The 18,345-nt window shown below is 41.7% G+C and carries 17 protein-coding genes; 3 read left to right on the top strand and 14 right to left on the bottom strand.

Going from position 1 to position 18,345, the window contains the following annotated elements; genetic code table 11:
• Positions 1–33: 33 nt before the first annotated feature.
• Positions 34–855, bottom strand: coding sequence for a DUF2785 domain-containing protein (locus NYE25_RS02820; RefSeq protein WP_341145050.1), 822 nt, complete (start codon positions 853–855; stop codon positions 34–36).
• A 293-nt stretch (positions 856–1,148) separates the two neighbouring features.
• Between NYE25_RS02820 and NYE25_RS02815 the strand changes: the two genes are divergently transcribed.
• The gene (locus NYE25_RS02815; RefSeq protein WP_341145049.1) at positions 1,149–1,937 is read left to right on the top strand and encodes a tyrosine-protein phosphatase; all 789 of its coding nucleotides are present in this window, start codon (positions 1,149–1,151) and stop codon (positions 1,935–1,937) included.
• Between the two features lie 86 nt (positions 1,938–2,023).
• Here the strand turns inward: NYE25_RS02815 and NYE25_RS02810 are convergent, their stop codons facing one another.
• From NYE25_RS02810 to NYE25_RS02780, 7 genes are all read right to left on the bottom strand, one after another.
• Positions 2,024–2,746 carry a sensor domain-containing protein gene (locus tag NYE25_RS02810; protein ID WP_341145048.1) on the bottom strand — a complete coding sequence of 241 codons (723 nt, stop codon included), beginning with the start codon at positions 2,744–2,746 and terminating at the stop codon, positions 2,024–2,026.
• Between the two features lie 140 nt (positions 2,747–2,886).
• Complete coding sequence (locus NYE25_RS02805) at positions 2,887–3,858, bottom strand: alpha/beta fold hydrolase (RefSeq protein ID WP_341145047.1); 972 nt, start codon at positions 3,856–3,858, stop codon at positions 2,887–2,889.
• 73 nt (positions 3,859–3,931) lie between these two features.
• Entirely contained in the window at positions 3,932–5,071 is a 1,140-nt protein-coding gene (locus NYE25_RS02800) for a toxic anion resistance protein (protein ID WP_076282825.1), read from the bottom strand.
• Between the two features lie 24 nt (positions 5,072–5,095).
• Positions 5,096–6,784 carry a vWA domain-containing protein gene (locus tag NYE25_RS02795; RefSeq protein WP_341145046.1) on the bottom strand — a complete coding sequence of 563 codons (1,689 nt, stop codon included), beginning with the start codon at positions 6,782–6,784 and terminating at the stop codon, positions 5,096–5,098.
• A gap of 13 nt (positions 6,785–6,797) precedes the next feature.
• Positions 6,798–7,607, bottom strand: a complete 810-nt coding sequence (locus tag NYE25_RS02790) for a hypothetical protein (protein ID WP_341145045.1) — start codon at positions 7,605–7,607, stop codon at positions 6,798–6,800.
• Positions 7,608–7,769: 162 nt separating this feature from the next.
• A complete protein-coding gene (locus NYE25_RS02785; protein WP_340969085.1) occupies positions 7,770–9,005 on the bottom strand; it encodes a molybdopterin-dependent oxidoreductase in 1,236 nt (411 codons plus the stop codon).
• A gap of 45 nt (positions 9,006–9,050) precedes the next feature.
• Positions 9,051–9,929, bottom strand: a complete 879-nt coding sequence (locus tag NYE25_RS02780) for a LysR family transcriptional regulator (RefSeq protein ID WP_042193785.1) — start codon at positions 9,927–9,929, stop codon at positions 9,051–9,053.
• A 113-nt stretch (positions 9,930–10,042) separates the two neighbouring features.
• On the opposite strand from NYE25_RS02780, the gene NYE25_RS02775 reads away from it, so the two are divergent.
• Complete coding sequence (locus NYE25_RS02775; RefSeq protein ID WP_341145044.1) at positions 10,043–11,332, top strand: adenylosuccinate synthase; 1,290 nt, start codon at positions 10,043–10,045, stop codon at positions 11,330–11,332.
• Between the two features lie 117 nt (positions 11,333–11,449).
• Here the strand turns inward: NYE25_RS02775 and NYE25_RS02770 are convergent, their stop codons facing one another.
• Positions 11,450–11,638 carry a hypothetical protein gene (locus tag NYE25_RS02770; protein ID WP_076121390.1) on the bottom strand — a complete coding sequence of 63 codons (189 nt, stop codon included), beginning with the start codon at positions 11,636–11,638 and terminating at the stop codon, positions 11,450–11,452.
• Positions 11,639–11,828: 190 nt separating this feature from the next.
• Positions 11,829–13,016, bottom strand: a complete 1,188-nt coding sequence (locus NYE25_RS02765) for a stalk domain-containing protein (RefSeq protein WP_341145043.1) — start codon at positions 13,014–13,016, stop codon at positions 11,829–11,831.
• Between the two features lie 240 nt (positions 13,017–13,256).
• On the opposite strand from NYE25_RS02765, the gene NYE25_RS02760 reads away from it, so the two are divergent.
• Positions 13,257–13,793, top strand: coding sequence for a GNAT family N-acetyltransferase (locus NYE25_RS02760; RefSeq protein ID WP_341145042.1), 537 nt, complete (start codon positions 13,257–13,259; stop codon positions 13,791–13,793).
• Between the two features lie 320 nt (positions 13,794–14,113).
• Here the strand turns inward: NYE25_RS02760 and NYE25_RS02755 are convergent, their stop codons facing one another.
• The 4 genes from NYE25_RS02755 to NYE25_RS02740 form a co-directional block, all read right to left on the bottom strand.
• Positions 14,114–15,520, bottom strand: a complete 1,407-nt coding sequence (locus tag NYE25_RS02755; RefSeq protein ID WP_341145041.1) for a GNAT family N-acetyltransferase — start codon at positions 15,518–15,520, stop codon at positions 14,114–14,116.
• 197 nt (positions 15,521–15,717) lie between these two features.
• On the bottom strand, positions 15,718–16,713 hold the full coding sequence (locus tag NYE25_RS02750; RefSeq protein ID WP_341145040.1) for an ROK family protein: 996 nt from the start codon (positions 16,711–16,713) through the stop codon (positions 15,718–15,720).
• 19 nt (positions 16,714–16,732) lie between these two features.
• Positions 16,733–17,416: an N-acetylmannosamine-6-phosphate 2-epimerase gene (locus NYE25_RS02745; protein ID WP_341145039.1), complete on the bottom strand. Its 684-nt coding sequence runs from the start codon at positions 17,414–17,416 to the stop codon at positions 16,733–16,735.
• A gap of 5 nt (positions 17,417–17,421) precedes the next feature.
• A complete protein-coding gene (locus tag NYE25_RS02740; RefSeq protein ID WP_341145038.1) occupies positions 17,422–18,339 on the bottom strand; it encodes a dihydrodipicolinate synthase family protein in 918 nt (305 codons plus the stop codon).
• Between the last annotated feature and the right edge of the window lie 6 nt (positions 18,340–18,345).

The raw sequence follows: 18,345 nt of genomic DNA, 5'->3' as shown, positions 1-18,345 counted from the left end.
ACTATGGTTCAAATTTCAAAAGTGAACTTCAAATTAGGAATAGTATACTTTTTCTACTTTATATAATGTATGCTCGATAGTTGGGCAGAGATTGGCATCTACTTTATAAAATTTAACTCGAAAGTATAAACTTTTCAGAAAGTTCTTTATATTATTTTTTTGCCTAAAGGCAGGAAGAAACTCTGAATTTTTCTCCACATCACCAAAACTTTGAATCCATTGCTCTACATAAGTCTGACTGAGTATTTTTCTATTTAAGACACTAATTATGGGTCTTACCATTCTCTCATCTTCCCCATCGGAGTAAATTCGATCTGTTATGATCATCTTTTCATAAACCAAATGGAGAATCGTTATGAGGTCATTGTTATCCAGTTCGGAACATTGAGCTAAATCGTCTAAAGCATCTGCTGCATGGGCTATGGCATGAGCCCAGCCCTTTTCTTCATCATACCCGCGGTAATCTCGCTCTTCTTGTACATTGTAAAATACTTTCTCTTTTATCTGATGAATTTGCTCTCTTGAGAGAAATGGTGATTCTCTATGTCTCTCTAAAACGAGTGGTATGACTAGCATTGAGAAAGATCGAGTAAAGACAGCGTCTGTATTAGTTTCACCAAGCTTAAAATGCAAATGGTTATGATCCAAAATAACTGGAAGAAGTTGTTCTAGTTCATTTGCAGTTAGAGAATTACCAGGAATCCAATGTGATAAGATTGTATAAATCAGGTCATCACGCAGCTCGGCATCCACAGAACCGATGTTATGTATCATTTCTTGTATCAACTGGTATGTATCGGGAGGTGCTTGGTAGCCATTTTCTTTTATTACTATCAACTTTTCTTTTAAATTCATTTTACACACTCCTACTAGAATTTTTCCGTAAACAGCGCAATAACGTTACATGATATTGCAACCGATTTTACAGAAAAGTTGATCTTTTTGCTAGGATTTTGTATTTTATTGGTTAGGTTAGTTAACAGGCGTGAGCAGAGTATTAGTTTATAAAATGTCACACTATCCTTTCGGGTTGTTGGCATTTATCATGGTACTATATATAGTATTAAGGGCAAACTTTTATGGTTAAGCGACACCCTTTCTACATTTTAGAATAGCCTATTCAATAACCAACCAAAGGTGGTACGAAAATGAACCAGAAACTAGAAACAACAGATTCTAAGCGTCGTGTTCTCCCCTTTAAAGGCATCCTCAATTTCCGAGATATGGGCGGATACACCACCTCAGATGGCCGTAGAGTCAAATACGGTTTGTTTTTTCGATCAGCCGAATTAACAGGAATGACCGATCAAGATATAAAGCTCTTTAAATCACTTGGAATTAAGACCATATTTGATTATCGGGGAATAGAAGAAATTCGTTTAAAACCAGATCCAGTCATTCCAGGAGTTAATAACATTTGTCTACCTGCGCTAAAGCAAGAGGTGCCTGGAGACATGAGAGATGTGGTTCGTTCTGGATTCCTTGAACATTTTACGACAGACTTCTTGGTTAATATGTATTTGGATATGGCCTTTAATAACCCTTCCTTTAAGCGACTTATGGCAACCATTATGCTTCCAGATGAATTCAGTATCCTGCATCATTGTGCCGGCGGAAGAGACCGCACTGGCGTAGGATCAGCATTCATCTTCCTAGCACTTGGGGTTCCAAGAGAGACGATTATAGAAGACTATTTACTCTCCAATCAGACACTTGGTCCATTGAATGAGCAAATAAAAAAGCAAGCCTCACAGCATCTGTCACCGAAGGAAGTCGATACTGTTATGGCTGCGCTTATATTACGCAGAGAATTCATGGAAGCCATTTTCTCTGCCATTGACGCGCGTTATAAAAGTGTAGAGATTTTCCTCGAACAGGAATTCGGCATGACTGCTGATAAGCGCAAGCAGCTACAAGCCTTCTGTTTAGAAGCTTAAGAACTTATTGATCTATGGACTAATTCATTAAGATAGCGATAAAAGTATAAGAAGCGTAGCTCTTTAAGAGCTACGCTTCTTTCCATTTAATACTGACGTTCTTCCTCGTAGGATACAAACAACATTCTACGCTGTACATCCATCAACGATTTAATCACCCAAGTTGCGATCACAGAAACGACGAGTCCCGCTACAACATAGGAAATGTATTGCTGAGATAATGTCCAGTCGATATTAAATAAGGCAAACACACTATTCTCCAAAATATTCAAATCCATCGTTTGCAAGAAAATCTGATGTAGCACAGGTAGTGTGATCAGACCTAGCGCTGCCGCTACCACAGTTATCGTTAGTGAGAAGAAGATAATGCTGGATACGAATCGTCCCATAATCAGCATGATGTTACGTGCAAACTTTGCACCATCAAAACCTAACTTCATGCGTTGCAGGAAGCCCGCTCCCTCTTGCTTCATATCCGTTCTGCGCTCTTCACTCGGTCTAGGAATATCCAGTAGTGATCTTACTAGCTCTTGCTCAAATTTCACAATGTAATCTAACCCTTTAGCTACTGCGAAAAACAAGGGTATACCGATGAAAATTGGTGTTAAAGCAATCGATAATGCTAATCCTGTCACCATAAACACGAAATATACAATCGTAATCGGCAAAGAGATTATAAAATACAACATACTCCGATAGGTCTTGGGACTTGATCGACGTTTGCCTGGTTTAGATTGTGTTTTCGATTCTACGGGAATCTGCATGGAATCTACCGCTCCGATCGGCATTGTATACAACTTATCGTTCATTTCTTATGTCCTTCCTCTCACGTTATCAATTAATCTCATTATACGCGAGAAAGAGAAGGCTCAAAACAGTCTTAGGACCGGAGTCTTACCAGACTAAAGGCTAGGATGGGTTTAGACTGGAAATAGCTACAAGCCCTAGTTTATCCCCCCTTCTCTACCATTCGAAGCAACTCATCTACAACAACTTTCGGCTGATAACTATGAATATAGTGAGAACTGCCCTGTACGATGATTTGCTTCCCAGAGGTGGACCAAGCAGGAAACTCCGTTTGACTGTCCTTCCATGATTGATCTTCATCCAGCTTGCCAAAATAGTCAGCCGTCAAAACGGTAATGGGGATATGGAGTGGCTTCCCACCAGTCATGACGACTTCGGCATTCTCTCGACTTAGTTCTAACTCATTCACCATGTTCCTGTTTCCAATCTTGAGTAAGGTACCTTTACGATTTAGTGCCTTTTTCCCCTCAGGCAAAAGCTTATCACCGTTACTTTGGTCAGATACCCATGCCGCGAATCCATCGAAATGATATAACATCCGCAGAATACCTGTCGTTCGGAGTCCCTTATATATCCAAGGAATAACCGTTAGCTCCGGGCTTTTTTTATAATATTCTGGACTTCCACCATCAATAAACACAATCCCCTTCACTTCCTCCGGGAAGCGCTGTGCGTACCGAATCGTTTCTAGAGCGCCGAGTGAGTGACCGACAAATAAATAAGGTGGCTTCTGTTTGGAGACTTTAAGGAGCTCATGAATTTCGTCTGTAATCGTATCGATATCTCGTGGTCTGTCCGTCGCATCGCTGAAGCCGTAACCGAAGCGATCATACACTGCAATTTTTACATGCTGCTTTAGTCCTTCATACAAAGGATAAAAATCAGCATACGGATTTACCGATCCCCATCCAGAAGCGAAGACTACTGTAATATTGCCTTCGCCTTCCGTATAAAGGTGCATCTTGTTGCCCTCTACCTCATACAGTTTTCCAACGGGTCTATAAGCTTTTCTGTCTTGTGTTGAACCATACCATTGATACAAGGCTCCAATTCCTATTAGCACCACCAGTAAGAGGAGAATACCTAACACCATTTTACGAAACCGCCTCCACATGTTCTTCACCTCCCCTTCAGCTATTCCACAAAAAAAGTACGTAAGTTCTACGCACTCCATTGTTCAAACTATTCTACAAGCCCAGCTTATTCCCCTTCTCGAGCCGCACGATCTGCTGTTCTCCGCTATCTGCCAGCTCTCTAAACTGGTTAATGGTTTCACGCATTTTAGGAAGAGCTTCCTGCTTATACGTACTTATCGAATCTAAAGCGGATAGCACATCTGTAAATGCCTGTTTTAATGTATCTACTGAAATGCTAGATTCTAGGGATTGCTTATGGATCGCCGCCCCCTGATCTTTCAACATTTTTGAGGTGCCGCTTATTAGCGTGTTGGTCGTTTGATTTAGGAGTTCAATCTTTTTCAAAACAATTCGTTGATTATAGAGTGCACTGGCCACCGTAACGGAGATTTTCAGGGCAGAAACCGTAACATTTCTAGCTCTGTCCACCCCTCTAATTAGCTCTTTATTATTTCGTATAACCACTTCAATCGCCATAATTCCCTGCTGATTTACTACCAGCATCTGTTGCAGATCCATCACACGCTGCCGCAGAGGAAACAATACCTCCTCCGTTATGAACTTTACTCTTTCTTCAGACTCATTACGTAGCTTGGCTGCATCTAGCTGAGCCTCAATCTCCTGATCCATCAGCATTCCTAGCTGAATTTCTTTCTGCAGTTTTTTAGTGAGCTCTCTAAGCGATTGCTGCTCAAACTCTAATGTAGTGTTATCATTTTTCAATACGGTTTTGCCTTTATCTAAAGAAATGATAATATCTGAGATTACAGCATCTGCTTTTTGATACTTCGCAAAATAACTCCGCAATGGGTTAAAGAACTTCCCTAGAAGACCACTTTTGGCAAAATCCACTGCGCTTGGGTCTAAATCTTTCAGCTGGAGGTTTAGTTCCGTTAACCCTTTAGCTACTTGCCCGCCTTCATCCCCTGTTTTTGATAAATTCCCTACAGAAACTTGCAAAAGAGAGTTCTTGTCTGAAGACGATCTCATGGTGCTCATCCCGAAGCTGTCTATGGATTGCAGCACTTCTTTTCGTTTATCCAAAGATTCTAAATCCAGCTCCAAAATCGTCGAGACATTGGTTATCGCCATTTCCTTCAGTTGCGTTACTTCCTGTGGCTCAGGTTTAACCTGTTCTTCAATCGCTGATTTCAATTTCTCCGGACTTACCACTTCCATCGTAAAAGACATAGAACCCCTCCTAAAAGTTGTAACTTACATTTGAACATTAAGCAGGTTTCCGATTTTATAGACTACGTCGTCTGTATCCGCGTTGATGTTAGCCGCTTCATTAATACTTGAAATGCTCTCCAGTGCTTTAATATTTGCGTTGTAGCCAATGGTGTAAATCGGAATTTTATAGGTTTCAATTAAGCCCCTGATATCATTCAGTGAATGACCTTCATTCGTTTCTCCATCACTTAATACAAAGACTAAAGGTTTGATTTCCGGGTTTATCTTCATTTCGTCTTGAAGCATTTTGAGTGCCACCACAATTCCATCAAAAGTCGCTGTCCCCCCATTCGCCTGAAGACTATCTATTGCCCCAACAAACATCGACTGCTGATTCGTGTCATATTTGCCAATTGGAAGATTTATCGTAACGTTATCGGAGTAGGAAACAAAACCAATACTATTATCTTTGCCTAAGTATTTCTGTCCTGTTAATAATGATTGCTTTAAACGATTTAAAGGCTCACCGTTCATGCTACCTGAGACATCAGCTACAAATACTGCCGCAATGGGTTTATTGCCGTTTTTCTTCTCCTTCCACAGCTTTTGAGCCGAGGATAAAAGACTGCCATCCACTGGATTAACCTCCGAATGATAGTCATTCAATCCATTAAAACCTTTTTCCTCACCCAAACGCTGATACTTATCCTGTTCAACAAACTCCGCGAATTTCTTAATAATGTCCAGCTTCTCTTGTGGAAGATCACCTAATGCGTAAAGGGGACTGTCATGCCTTACACCAAAAGGAGTAAATACATAACTACCCTTTAGTTCGGGGGCATTTGCGTAAATTTGGTACTCTAATACAAAAGCATCCAGCTTCCCCGTTTTAGCCGCATCACGCATTTGTAAAGTAGTCGATGCGATAAAAGGTACATTCGCTTGGAATTTCTCAAAGCCCTGAACTGCTTGCTCTCCAAGCAAATCAGAGCTGTCAAACGTCCCAAGTGCAGTCACAAGAAAGTTCAAACCTGTTGAGCTGGCAAAAGGATCTGTGTAACCCATAGATAATTCATTATTCGCTATCGCATCAGTAATCGTCTTAACGTTTAAAGAACCATACTTTTCTACTAACTCATCATATTTCGTTTTATTCGTGACAATACCAGCTACATTACCAATAAGACGATTGGTTATAAGCTGCGTATTCATTCCGTTCGCTTTTACCATCTCACCCCATAACTCATTGGATGGTGTAAACGCATCTGGTATATATTTACCAGACCTTATGTAATCCGTCGCTGTTCCTGAAGCAATATTGCGAATTTTTACTGAAACAGGTAATCCGTTCACTTCTATATTGGAACTATTAAAGTCTGTCGCCACTTCATTAAGCCATCCATCATTACCCGTTCCTGATTTCTCTGTGGATGAAAAGATTTCGACAAAGCTATCCGTTGTATTGGTTACTGATATAGGGAATTTAGAAATATCCGGTAAGGAATCACCAATCGCTACAGGATCAAGGTCGATTTGTCCTTTAACTTGCTCCGCGATATTTACGTTAATTTTTTTATAAAGTTTTTCCAGCCGCTTTCCTGCATCTTCTGACGAAACCTCAGTAGTGGTTTTACCTAAATTAGATGTTAAAGTGATCCCAAAATACACAAGAGCAAAAACTACCACTGTAATAATTCCGAGGACTAAAAATGTTCTCCCTTTCCTAGCCATTCGCATCTTCCTTTCATTGCTTATAGAATTTCGTCTGTTTGATCAATTCATCGATCTCCTTCATACAAGGCATATCTTCAACATCTTTATAATTCGTACTGTCTAATAGCGATATTTCGAGAAGTAATTGATCTAACTTCAGCAAAATCTCTTCGTTTGCACCGAGATAACCTGTTACATAAGCCAAGTATTCATTGTATAGCGCTGTTTTTTTCTGCACCAATTTATCCGAGAACTGCGCAGGTCTCTGCTGACTGGCAAAAAGGGAGAATTCCGAAGCGTCAAAAACACTTAACTTATTAAGTATCCCTCGGATATTCAGATAGAAAAGCTTCTCTACTTCATAACTGACCGCACCAAACTTCTTGTAGCTTAGCTCCGATTGCTCAAATCTCTGACCCAGGACAACCATTAACGTGTTTTTCTTCTTTTCCATCCGAATGACCTGATCCAAAGCCAGTGTAATGTCCTTCTTCAGCACCTTTACATTTTTGTATTGCGTGAGCGCTGCTATATAATCCTCATGCGTCTTTATCTCTTTTACAGGTGGAACCACCGAAGCTTTAAACAGCAAATTATAACTTCCATAAAGGACAACAAGAAGACTGATCACTACTAATGTCACGCCAAAGGAAGTCTCTAGAACGCTTACTCCCCCAATTTCGACCCCTAATAACCCTGGTGACAAAACGATAATATTCAGTAACACCACGCCAACTATAAGTCCTAATAGCTTTACGGATCTCGCACCGTTCAACATAAACACCTCCCTAACCGATCCGGTAACTTTTTCCATCATTTGCTTTATTTTATCAGAAACCAACTCACCATACTCCTTTTATTTACAAAAAATCTAATTTTCCGCAGATGATCTCTGCCCCTCGTTGATTCACTTCTATATATATGGAAATATTTCTGTGATTACATCCCTAATCACAAAAAAACCTTAACAGGCCCAAAGCCCATTAAGGTTAAGTAAACTCATTTATACCCAAGCATCATTCGAATAGCCTCGTTGCTCCCAGTATCCTGTATGCTCTCCCTCGATTAGTTCAATCCGGTTCAGCCACTTCACTGACTTGTAAGCGAACATTTTGGGGACAATTAGCCGAACCGGTCCACCGAGATCGCTCGGAATCGGTTTCCCATCATGCATAACCGCGACCATAACATCGTCCATATCCGCCTGCTCCAGCGTAAGGGTATCTGTATATACTCCATCCCCTGAGTAGAACTTCACTGTCTTTGCAGTGGACTTCACACCAGCCAGTTGTAGTAGATCCTTCAGCTTGATGCCCTCCCAGGTATTCTTATAGACGGACCAACCTGTCACGCAGTGAAAATCACTCACTTGAACCGTCCGTTGCAATTGAACGAATTGCTCCCAATTCCATGTAAAGCTCTGATCAACAAGACCATCCAACTTAAAGGACCAATTATCGTTCGTGAACTCAGGAATAGGGGTTACAGTATAAACACGGAATTGACCCTGCGACCCACCTCCAAGAGGCGGTGACGATGCCGCCAGTGGCTGCGGTGCTGGCAACAGCTGATTGCGGTCATTCTCGATTAATTTATCGATCGTTTCGCTGCCACCGATGTTTCCAATCGAGCTGCCTAACCATTTTACAAATGAGGGTCCGATTGTAAGGGCAAGCCCTACACCGATCGTCCCTCGAATAAAAGCTCTACGTGTATAGACTGGCTGCGGAGTATTCTGAGATGTTGTAATGGCACTTCCCTCGCTCTTGATGGTCCGACGATTCGGCTCCTTCAACCACTTCACACGAGTCAATGAGTGATAGATAATGTAAGGCAGTCCAATCCATGTCAGGACATCATGAACGACCAATGCAAGATTAGATACTTGCGGTCCTACCGTACGAAACTGCCATAACAATACACCAGAAACGAACCACCCAAGCAACAGGAAGAGCACAACAAGTACATTGAACCGCTGCCAAGGCTTTTCCTTTAGCTGTTTCCAATGTTTACTGGCCAGCAGAAGATAATAGATCACTGGAAGGATAGATGCAATTCCTACCACAATATGCAAGCCTTTAATCCATACCCTGCCTTCACCAAGGAAACCTCGCCAGAAACCGCCTACTAGCACAAGCCCAGTCAAGGCCAATATCACGACGATCCAGCCGTTCCAGGTGTGAAGTGCACGCAGCTTTTTCCCGTATCCCTTACGTAGCCGACCAAGCAAATCACTCATAGCTTAGCCTCCTCCTCATGTGTATAATCCCGCACCCGATTTAATTTAGTCCAATAAGGTTAGAAAGGACTTTGATGCAGCAGAGAGTGGAACCCCTCGAAGAGTCGCTATCCCGATGTTACGCTCTGGAAATGGCGGATCTAAAGGGATTTCTACAAGCTCCCCACTTTTTAATTCTTCCCTTACATAATCACGAATAACAAAAGCTAGACCAAAGCCACGTAAAGCGAACTGAACAAGAAGATCTACACTGCCTAGTTCAAACTCTGGTGTTATCGTCACATGATTGGAGGCAAGAAACCCATCTATGTACTTTCTTGTGCTGCCTCCTGGCTCCAGGAATAATAATGGGTACTGCTTGATGTTTGCAAGCGGCATCGTATTATCTGCTAAATGACGGAAGCCCTTGCCTCCTACAAGACAATCTTGGAGCCGTGTACTCTTACGAAATTCAATCTGCTTGTCAGATGCCGGTAAGCTTACGATGCCGAAATCAATTTTGCCTTCTTTTAAAAGCGTGAGCGTTTCCGGTGTTGTTCGATTCGTAATATGAATACGTACGTTAGGATATTGTTCATGATATTGCTCGAGATAAGATAACAAGTAATATTTGCAGAGGGTATCGCTTGCACCGATATGAATCTCCCCACTATTTAAATTGTTCATTTCTGCAATCGCTCGCTCACCCATCTCCACATTCTGAAAGGCTTGCTCAATGAATCGCAGCAGTACTTTTCCTTCTGTTGTTAGATCCACCCCTCTAGAGGTACGGAAAAATAAGGGGCCGCCCATCTTTTCTTCCAATTGCTTAATCGTGTGACTCACCGCGGGTTGTGTGATATTCAGCCGTTCTGCTGCCGCAGTTAAGCTGCCTGTTTGTGCTACCCAATAAAAAGAGCGATACCATTCCAAGTTGATGTCCATCCCCAAGTCATTACCTCACCTTATAATAGATATTACATATATCAATTTTTCTAATGTTATATCTAGCATTATACTTAGACCTGTAGCCAATCACAAGCTTGGGAGGTAATCACGTGACCGTAATCGCAATTGTAGGAGCTAACTGGGGAGATGAAGGCAAAGGAAAAATGACAGATGTACTAGCCGCTCAATCATCCTATGTAGTTCGTTTTCAAGGTGGAAGTAATGCTGGGCATACTATCATTAACCAGTATGGAAAATTTTCGCTTCATATGCTGCCTTCTGGTGTATTTTACCCTTCAGTTACAAACATTATTGGACCAGGAACAGCTCTTGATACAGAAGTATTAGTAAAGGAATTACAAGCATTAGCAGATAGAGGGGTTCCACAGCCGAAGTTGTACGTGTCTGAGCGTGCTCAAATCGTACTCTCGATCCATCGTTTGTTTGATGAGCTGGAAGAGGAACGACTTGGGTCACAAGGGTTCGGTTCAACCAAACGAGGAATAGCGCCATTCTACGCGGATAAATATGCGAAGCTCGGGATACAAGTTGCAGATTTGTTTGATCCCGTCCGACTTGAGAAACGTCTCGAACAATTACTTGCTTCAAAAAATGTATTGCTGGAGCATTTATATAAGAAAGCCCCTATCCAAGTCTCAGAATTAATGGCTCAGTTGCAAAAGGAAGCTGCGCAATTGGCACCATATGTTGCCAATACAACAGAAATACTACAAGAAGCTTATGCAAAAGGAGAAACGATTCTACTTGAAGGGCAATTAGGCGCTCTGCGCGATCCTGATCACGGTATATATCCTTACTCTACCTCTTCATCGACACTTGCCGGATACGCACCTGTCGGCGCGGGTCTACCTGCGGCTGCCATCACGAATGTTATCGCTGTAACGAAGGCATATTCCAGTTGCGTTGGTGCCGGACCTTTTGTATCTGAATTAGAAGGGCCTGTAGCGGATGAACTTCGCACACGAGGTGGCGATGCAGGGGAATTTGGCGCGACTACCGGACGTCCTAGACGTATGGGTTGGTTTGATGCAGTAGCTACACGCTATGGTTGCCTGATGCAAGGTGCAACGGAGGTTGTGTTGACCAATCTGGATGTTCTTGGTTATTTAAATGAGATTCCGGTTTGCGTTGCCTATGAGCTTGAAAATGGGGAAATCACCGACAAGTTTCCAGCAACCAATAAGCTAAACGCAGCAAAACCGATAGTAACGCATTTATCTGGCTGGAACTGCGATATTTCACATATCACGAACTTCGACGAGCTGCCAGAGCAAGCTAAAAGTTACGTAGACTTTATTGAAACGTCTATTGGAATACGTATTTCTACTGTTTCTGTGGGACCTAGACGTGATCAGGTCATTCATCGTACGCTGAAATAATTTCATACCCAGCATAGTGTGAAATGTATACTTTCTTATATTTCAAAATAAGGATGCCTAGTTGTACCTACATGCAAAATGCATATAGCTGCAACTAGGCATCCTTGCGTTACTCTTTTACACCAACACTGCATCCACTTTCGTCTGAGGCGCCTTGTCACAACGCTTACAAACCTTAACGACTGATCCGTCCGTTTTTCTTTTTGGATAAAGCAGTTTGATCCGTGTACTCTGACAGACCGGACAAGTACCCCGACCCCTGGATGGTAAACTCCACAGTGCATGTCCACGTTTTGACTTTGCCATGAATAAACCCCTCATTTCGGTCAATAAATAGTCAACAATTCATTCTGAAAGTGCTTCTTTCAAAAGATATGCTTCAGAGACAGGCTCTATGACTAAATCAATGATGAGGCGTTCGAATATATGAAAAGGACACCCGGTAATGAACCTGAAGGCGTCCTTTGATTTAAAATGAAGTTATAGTTCCCTTACATTAATTTGTGTAAATCATAGAGACAACACCATTTGTAAAGGTTACGTAATTATAATTTCTATATTGCCAAGTCTCAACTGTAATTCCACTGCCGGATAGACTTGATTTATCAATTGGAGTTCCCCAGCTTAGTTCTACTTGCTGCTTGGTCATTCCTGTCGAAATTTTACCTGCCTTAATTTTAGCCCATGTTGCATTTGACCATTTATAGATTTTGGTAGGATCAGACGTAAAGAAATACTCTTTATTTGCTAGAACGCGAGTGACCTGATCATATTCCATATCATAAGTCTCCACAACTTTACCTGATGCCAATTTAAAAGAAATCGCAAACTCATTATCGTCGTTCACTAGAATATCAACAATCGTTGCTTTTTGGAATTTATAGTCGGAGTCAAACTGGTTGAACCAATAAGTCTTTCCGATTAGCTTAGCGAGATCCCCTTGAGATTCTCTTTTAGCTATTTTTAACGTATTTTTCGTATACGCAAATAACTCCGCTTTACCGAAATTGATGTTCAAAGACTCATAATGAGCACCAAAATCCAACACTGCTCCCAATGAAGTTTTTAAGAGGGTTGCAGGGAATACAGCTCCTCCATCCACGGTTTGCACTTTACCACTCATTTTCACCTTATTCCCATTCACCATAGCAATATCGCTGCCCAGTTGAAGCTGAATAGGCAAATCCCCTACACGAATACTAAAAGTCTTAGTGGCTGTATTCGTCTGAATAGTTGCACCTAAACTCTTAAAGGTAGTTTGTACAGGCAAATACATCGTGCCATTGATTAATACACCATTTTCGATGTCCTTATCAGCACTGATAGATACCTTTAACGTTTTGGAATTAGTTCCTGAACGTACGGTTACATTTGTTTCACCAACGGCTAATGCTTTCATTGAGCCATCTGGCAGCTTTTGCAATAAGTAAGGCTTCTCGATCACCATATCTGCTTGAGACAGTGGAACACGTTCGGATGAGCCATCTGGACCTTTTGCAAAAATCTGCACCGGAACCTTGTCACCAACGGTCATCTCCGTATAGTCCATCTTAAAGATTAGATCATCGTTGTTTTGAGTCGTAGTCTCTGCTTGTACACTTGTATCTGCTGCCTTCGCTGTATGAATTGGACCAAACATAGATACTGCCAGCGCTGCAGTGATGCCCCATTTAATCATTTTCATTTCCAAAATCCCCCTCTAGTAAATAAACCAATATTACTTTATCACAATTCCACTATTTTTGTAGATAAAAATGGAAAGTTGTTAAGCTTATATTTTTATAATGTGTAAATATTATGAAAAATAAAGGAAATTACATGGATCTACAAGAAGTTACAGTGTACGTTTAACAGATTCTTTGTAATCGTATTAGGCGGTAGCAACTGAAGAACAATTAAAACTTAAACTAGGAGTGTTATATTCATGGAAATAGTATCGAACCGATTAATTTTAAGAGATTATACAAGCAGTGATTCTTCTTTTTATGAAGAACTAGAACAAAATCCCCTATCCTACAAATATGAGAACACTGCACCTGATGCAAAACAAATTAAAGATGACTTCCTTTCGATCTTGTCTCAAGCAACAAGTGATCCACGGCAATATTATGATCTTGCAATATGTACAAAGCTGGATATGAAGCCCATCGGTAATGTCAGCATAAAGTTAAACTGGGAAGAAATCAGAGAATGGGAAATCGGTTGGGTCCTACTCCCGGATTATTGGAAAATGGGATATGCAACTGAAGCCGTGAAGTCTCTGATAGGTTATGCCTTTAGCTCTCTTAATGCACATAGGGTTGTTGCTTATGCCAACGCCGAGAATGTGCAATCTGAGAAAGTAATGATTAGAGCAGGAATGTTAAAAGATGGAGTTCTTAGGGAGACTAGATTCTGTAATCAGCAATGGTGCAACGAGATCGTCTATTCCTCTTTAGAGCAGGAGTGGGCTAATGTTTGATGGTTTAAAACTGATTAGGGGAAAACTCCCTATAAAAAGTCGATACCCGCTAATAATGAATGAAATTAGGGAATTCCTCCCTATAAATCAGGCTAATTCCTTTGATTCTCATCAAATCAGACGAATTTAGGGGAGGTTTTCCCTAATTATAAGTCTGGCAACCAATAATCTCAGAATTAGAGGGAGAAATTCCCTAATTGTTCTATTGAAACTTCACTTGGAACTTCACTCGGATCATCATTTGGAACGTCATTTACAGGATAACAAGAAGAGCCGCTCCCGAGTAGTACAAAAACTACTTTTGGAACGGCCTCTTTTCTTTACACTATCAACTCACGTATAACTTCAACCTCATCCCTGCTCATTTCAACGAATCCAAGGGATGTATATAAGTTCGAAGCACGTTCGTTCTCTATTCGATGTCCAATAACGATTTTGTCGCAGTGATGTTTCTCTTTTATAGTTCGAATCAAGGCATCCATTCCGGTTCTACCGAATCCTCTATTCTGATATTTCTGATCAATCATAAAAGCCATAATCCAATAACTTCCGTCCTCAGGATCAACAGCATATACTGAGAATCCTACCAATTCTTCATCTGCGTATAAAGCCAACGGAGTCATTCCGCAATAAGCCGATTCTGCTAACCAATAGACTACAGGTACAGGAAAAACCGTTTTTTGCTCATTGGATACCTCTAATTGCGTACAGGCATACCAGTTATTCTCAGTGATTGTCTTCAGCGCAATATGTGGATGAAAGCCATTCCGAATACTATCACAGATTGCATCTAATTTAGCTTTAAGCTGTAGTGCCCATTCCGGACAAATAGAAACATCCAAATTCTCTAAACTTCGAAGCAACCTAGCGAATCCATATAAGTCAGAGAATCTTTGGAATTCTGGCAATAGCTTGATATATTCATCATCCAGCCGCTTTACAGATCTATATCCACTAATAAAAAGATCGATGTTCTTCTTGCTCTCCTCATCATTCTGCTTGGATAGATCTCTTAACGCTGATGTGATATCCATCGCAAACCAGTGATACATAGAGTCATCAAAGTCGATCGCACTATATTGAGATGTCTCTCTCATATAAAAGATATTGTCTGTCTCAAAATCAAAATGGATCAGCCCCGTATGCCCTACGCCAAAAGAGAGCTCACTTAGCCACGCCTCAATTCGTTCATATTCCTTAAGCGCTTTATGCTCCTCGGGGTGTCTTCTTAATACGGATAAAATAAATTGAAGCGAATCGACCCAGCTTTTACGTGCGGGTGTGCTCGGAGCATAAGTCTCAGATAAATTATGCAATCTCGCGAGCGTTTGACCCCAATGTTGGAACTGCAGCTCCGACATCTCTTCAAGTGGAACGTACTCCCCTTGGGCTTGTTCAAAAACAACCCCGTGATATTTGCTATTTCCAGTTGAAAGGGTCTCAATCCACTTCCCTTGCTTGGATCGTAATGGCGCCACGGTCTCATAGCCCTGTTCCAATAAGTACATCATAAAATCTAGTTCAGCCTGAATATTCTCTGCGCTATTATCCTCTTCGTGAGTAAACCTTAAATAATAGTGCTTACTATTCCATTGAAACGTATAAATAAAATTGCTACTTGCTCTCACAAGCTTCAAAGTTCCAGGCTCATGATTCCAATACTTGATCATCTCTTTGGCAGGTAGATCGTTCTCTGTTCCCCTCACCATGTTCATTAAAGTCATCATTTCCGATAGTGCCTCCCGTAGTCATTGAGAGGTGTTCTTCCCTTACGAATACTGACCTCTCTCGGACTTCATTGTGGTGTTGTTCGTACTCAAACATCATCACTCCTTATAAACGGATTAGGGACCCCAGAAAGATTTGACCTTTCCTCTCATCCCCTTTAACATTATCGGTAAATTATTCTATTTAATCAAGAGATTTAGATAAAGCCTTCATTACTAGATGAAAGGGATGGGACTCCGTACTCCCAGATCTGTAATGCCGCACCAATCATTCCACAGGAATTGCCACGATAGGCTGCTTCAATGCGGACGCCTTCCAGCATCGATGGCATCGTTCTCGTAGCCACTTCTCTTCTTATTCCTTCGAATAATAGCTCACCTGCTTCAGCCACTCCACCACCAATAACAATAACCTTTGGGTTAAAAATATGAATAAACGAAGCGATAGCTGAACCAAGCGCAGCAATTGTTTCTTTCATTACTTCTGTAGCTAGACGGTCTCCTTCCCTCCATCTCTCGATCACTTCTCGTGAGTTTATGTTATCAAGTGGCAGGCTGTGTATAGTTAGTTTTTCCTGCATACGACGAGCTATGCTTGTGCCTGACGCATAGTGCTCTAAGCAGCCTTTCCCACCACAAACGCATGTCGGCCCTTTGAAATCTACAGACATATGCCCTAACTCTCCAGCCCCACCCCAAGAACCATGAACAAGGCGACCTTCTACAATAATTGCTCCGCCTACACCCGTTCCAAGTGCAAGACAGATAAAATCTTCTACACCTATACAAGAACCTAAATATTTCTCTGTTAATGCCAGTACATTCACGTCATTATCTACGATTACTGGAAGCTGGAACTGAGTCTGAAGCAACGTTTTCAAATCTGTCCCAGCATAGCCAGGAATAAGCTCAGAGGCTGAGCGAATACTCCCCGCCTCCCAATCGATTTGTCCTGCCGTTCCTACACCAATCCCTTTAAATTGAATGCCTGCATTCATGGCTGTAACTTCTTCTATTAACCTTTGAATAGCCTGAAAAGCTCGGTCCACAGTCTTCGTGAACCCAGCCTTTGTACTCAGACTTACAGTATGTACTACGTCCCCATGTGGTGTAACCAGACCAGCATTAATTTTCGTTCCACCGATATCCACTCCGACAGCATATTCCATTAGAGGATCATATCCTTCTAACACGGACTCGCCTCCTTCAATCTCAGCAATCGCTCACGGCTTTGACATAGCGTGATGTGATTAATTGTGGCCTTGTAATCGCACTTCCTACAACTACATAAGATGCCCCAGCCCTCTTAGCTCTCGCCGCATCTTCTGGTGTCCATATACGCCCTTCTGCAACTACGGGAATCTTCACGAACTCGCATAACTGCTGAAGCAAGACAAGATCTGGTCCTTCTTGTTGTGTGCTGTATGGTGTATAGCCCGAAAGTGTTGTACCAATAAAATCTACACCTAATTCTTCCGCTGCCAGTCCTTCCTCCAAAGTCGATATATCTGCCATTACAAGCACACCCATTTGATGGGCATATGCGATTAAAGGCTTAACCGACGCTAAGCGACCTTCCCGATTCGTAACATCTAATGCAACAATATCCGCTTTAGCGGACACGATTGCTTTCACCTCATCCAGAGTTGGCGTAATAAATATGGCTGATCCGGGAATATCCCGTTTAATAAGTCCAATAACCGGTACATTTACTTCTTCTTTAATCGCTAGAATATCTGAAACCCCATTCGTCCGAATTCCAATTGCCCCTGATTGAACCGCCGCTCTTGCCATTTTTGCCATTGTATCTCCACCATGAAGCGGCTCATACTCAAGTGCCTGACATGACACGATCAGACCTTTCATCGGAAAGATATCGCTCATTCGAGTCATCATTAACCCTATCCCTTCACTTCAAGAATATACTCTAATATTCTATTGTTGAGAGCTTCCACCCGATCCTGATCCGAAGCCTTGATGGGTAGAAGTGGCATTCTCGGTTGGCCCGTTTCAAATCCACGCAAACTCAGAATTGCTTTGCATGCACCATATAATGATGGAAAGGATAGTAATTCTACAATGAGATCATTGATAATGAACTGCCATTTCTGCGCCTCAGCCATATCGCCTTGCCCATAACATTGTTCTACTTTTAAAAATAGCTCGGGCATAACCCCGTAGGTTCCACCAATCCCACCATCTGCCCCAATGCTGCGGCCAGCTAAGTACTGCTCATCTGGTCCATTCAATACAAGAAAATCATTTCCACCTGCTGCCTTAAACTGCTGAAGCTCAAATGTACTTTCTGCTGAAATCTTCACGCCAATCACTTTATCCTGCGCGGCCATCTTCACTAACAAGCTTTTAGATAATTGAAAGCCTGTCGTTTGCGGGATGTGGTAGATAATAAATGGAAGTGAAGTACTATCAATGATCGCCTGCCAATGACTTTCAACACTGTCTGGAGACAAACGATAATAGATAGCCGGAACAGCCGATACCGCATGTGCGCCAACTAATTCAGCATGTACTGCTAGCTCAACACTGTCTCTTGTAGATGGAGCACCTACATGAGCAATGATCGTAAGCTCATCTCCTACTTCCGCTATAACTGCTTCGAGCATTTGTTTACGCTCTTCTACAGATTGCAGCATGCCTTCGCCTGAGCTTCCGCCAACATAAAGCCCTTTCACACCTGTAGAAGCATAATGACGAGCTAATTTGCGTGCCGCTTCTTTATCTATATTCCCCTCGGCATCATAACTGGAGTACAAAGCGATAATAATGCCTTTAAAAACTTCAAGATTATAAGATTTCATAGATAA

Source organism: Paenibacillus sp. FSL E2-8871, from assembly GCF_038000345.1.
Lineage (GTDB): Bacteria > Bacillota > Bacilli > Paenibacillales > Paenibacillaceae > Paenibacillus_AQ.
The sequence above is the reverse complement of the archived record's forward strand: the minus strand, read 5'-3'. Positions and strand labels throughout refer to the sequence as shown.

Bases quoted from the DNA above. Each gene is read 5' to 3' on its own strand.
- NYE25_RS02820 (WP_341145050.1), bottom strand. From the start codon at position 855: ATGAATTTAAAAGAAAAGTTGATAGTAATAAAAGAAAATGGCTACCAA.
- NYE25_RS02815 (WP_341145049.1), top strand. From the start codon at position 1,149: ATGAACCAGAAACTAGAAACAACAGATTCTAAGCGTCGTGTTCTCCCC.
- NYE25_RS02810 (WP_341145048.1), bottom strand. From the start codon at position 2,746: ATGAACGATAAGTTGTATACAATGCCGATCGGAGCGGTAGATTCCATG.
- NYE25_RS02805 (WP_341145047.1), bottom strand. From the start codon at position 3,858: ATGTGGAGGCGGTTTCGTAAAATGGTGTTAGGTATTCTCCTCTTACTG.
- NYE25_RS02800 (WP_076282825.1), bottom strand. From the start codon at position 5,071: ATGTCTTTTACGATGGAAGTGGTAAGTCCGGAGAAATTGAAATCAGCG.
- NYE25_RS02795 (WP_341145046.1), bottom strand. From the start codon at position 6,784: ATGGCTAGGAAAGGGAGAACATTTTTAGTCCTCGGAATTATTACAGTG.
- NYE25_RS02785 (WP_340969085.1), bottom strand. From the start codon at position 9,005: ATGAGTGATTTGCTTGGTCGGCTACGTAAGGGATACGGGAAAAAGCTG.
- NYE25_RS02780 (WP_042193785.1), bottom strand. From the start codon at position 9,929: ATGGACATCAACTTGGAATGGTATCGCTCTTTTTATTGGGTAGCACAA.
- NYE25_RS02770 (WP_076121390.1), bottom strand. From the start codon at position 11,638: ATGGCAAAGTCAAAACGTGGACATGCACTGTGGAGTTTACCATCCAGG.
- NYE25_RS02765 (WP_341145043.1), bottom strand. From the start codon at position 13,016: ATGAAAATGATTAAATGGGGCATCACTGCAGCGCTGGCAGTATCTATG.
- NYE25_RS02760 (WP_341145042.1), top strand. From the start codon at position 13,257: ATGGAAATAGTATCGAACCGATTAATTTTAAGAGATTATACAAGCAGT.
- NYE25_RS02755 (WP_341145041.1), bottom strand. From the start codon at position 15,520: ATGATGACTTTAATGAACATGGTGAGGGGAACAGAGAACGATCTACCT.
- NYE25_RS02745 (WP_341145039.1), bottom strand. From the start codon at position 17,416: ATGATGACTCGAATGAGCGATATCTTTCCGATGAAAGGTCTGATCGTG.
- NYE25_RS02740 (WP_341145038.1), bottom strand. From the start codon at position 18,339: ATGAAATCTTATAATCTTGAAGTTTTTAAAGGCATTATTATCGCTTTG.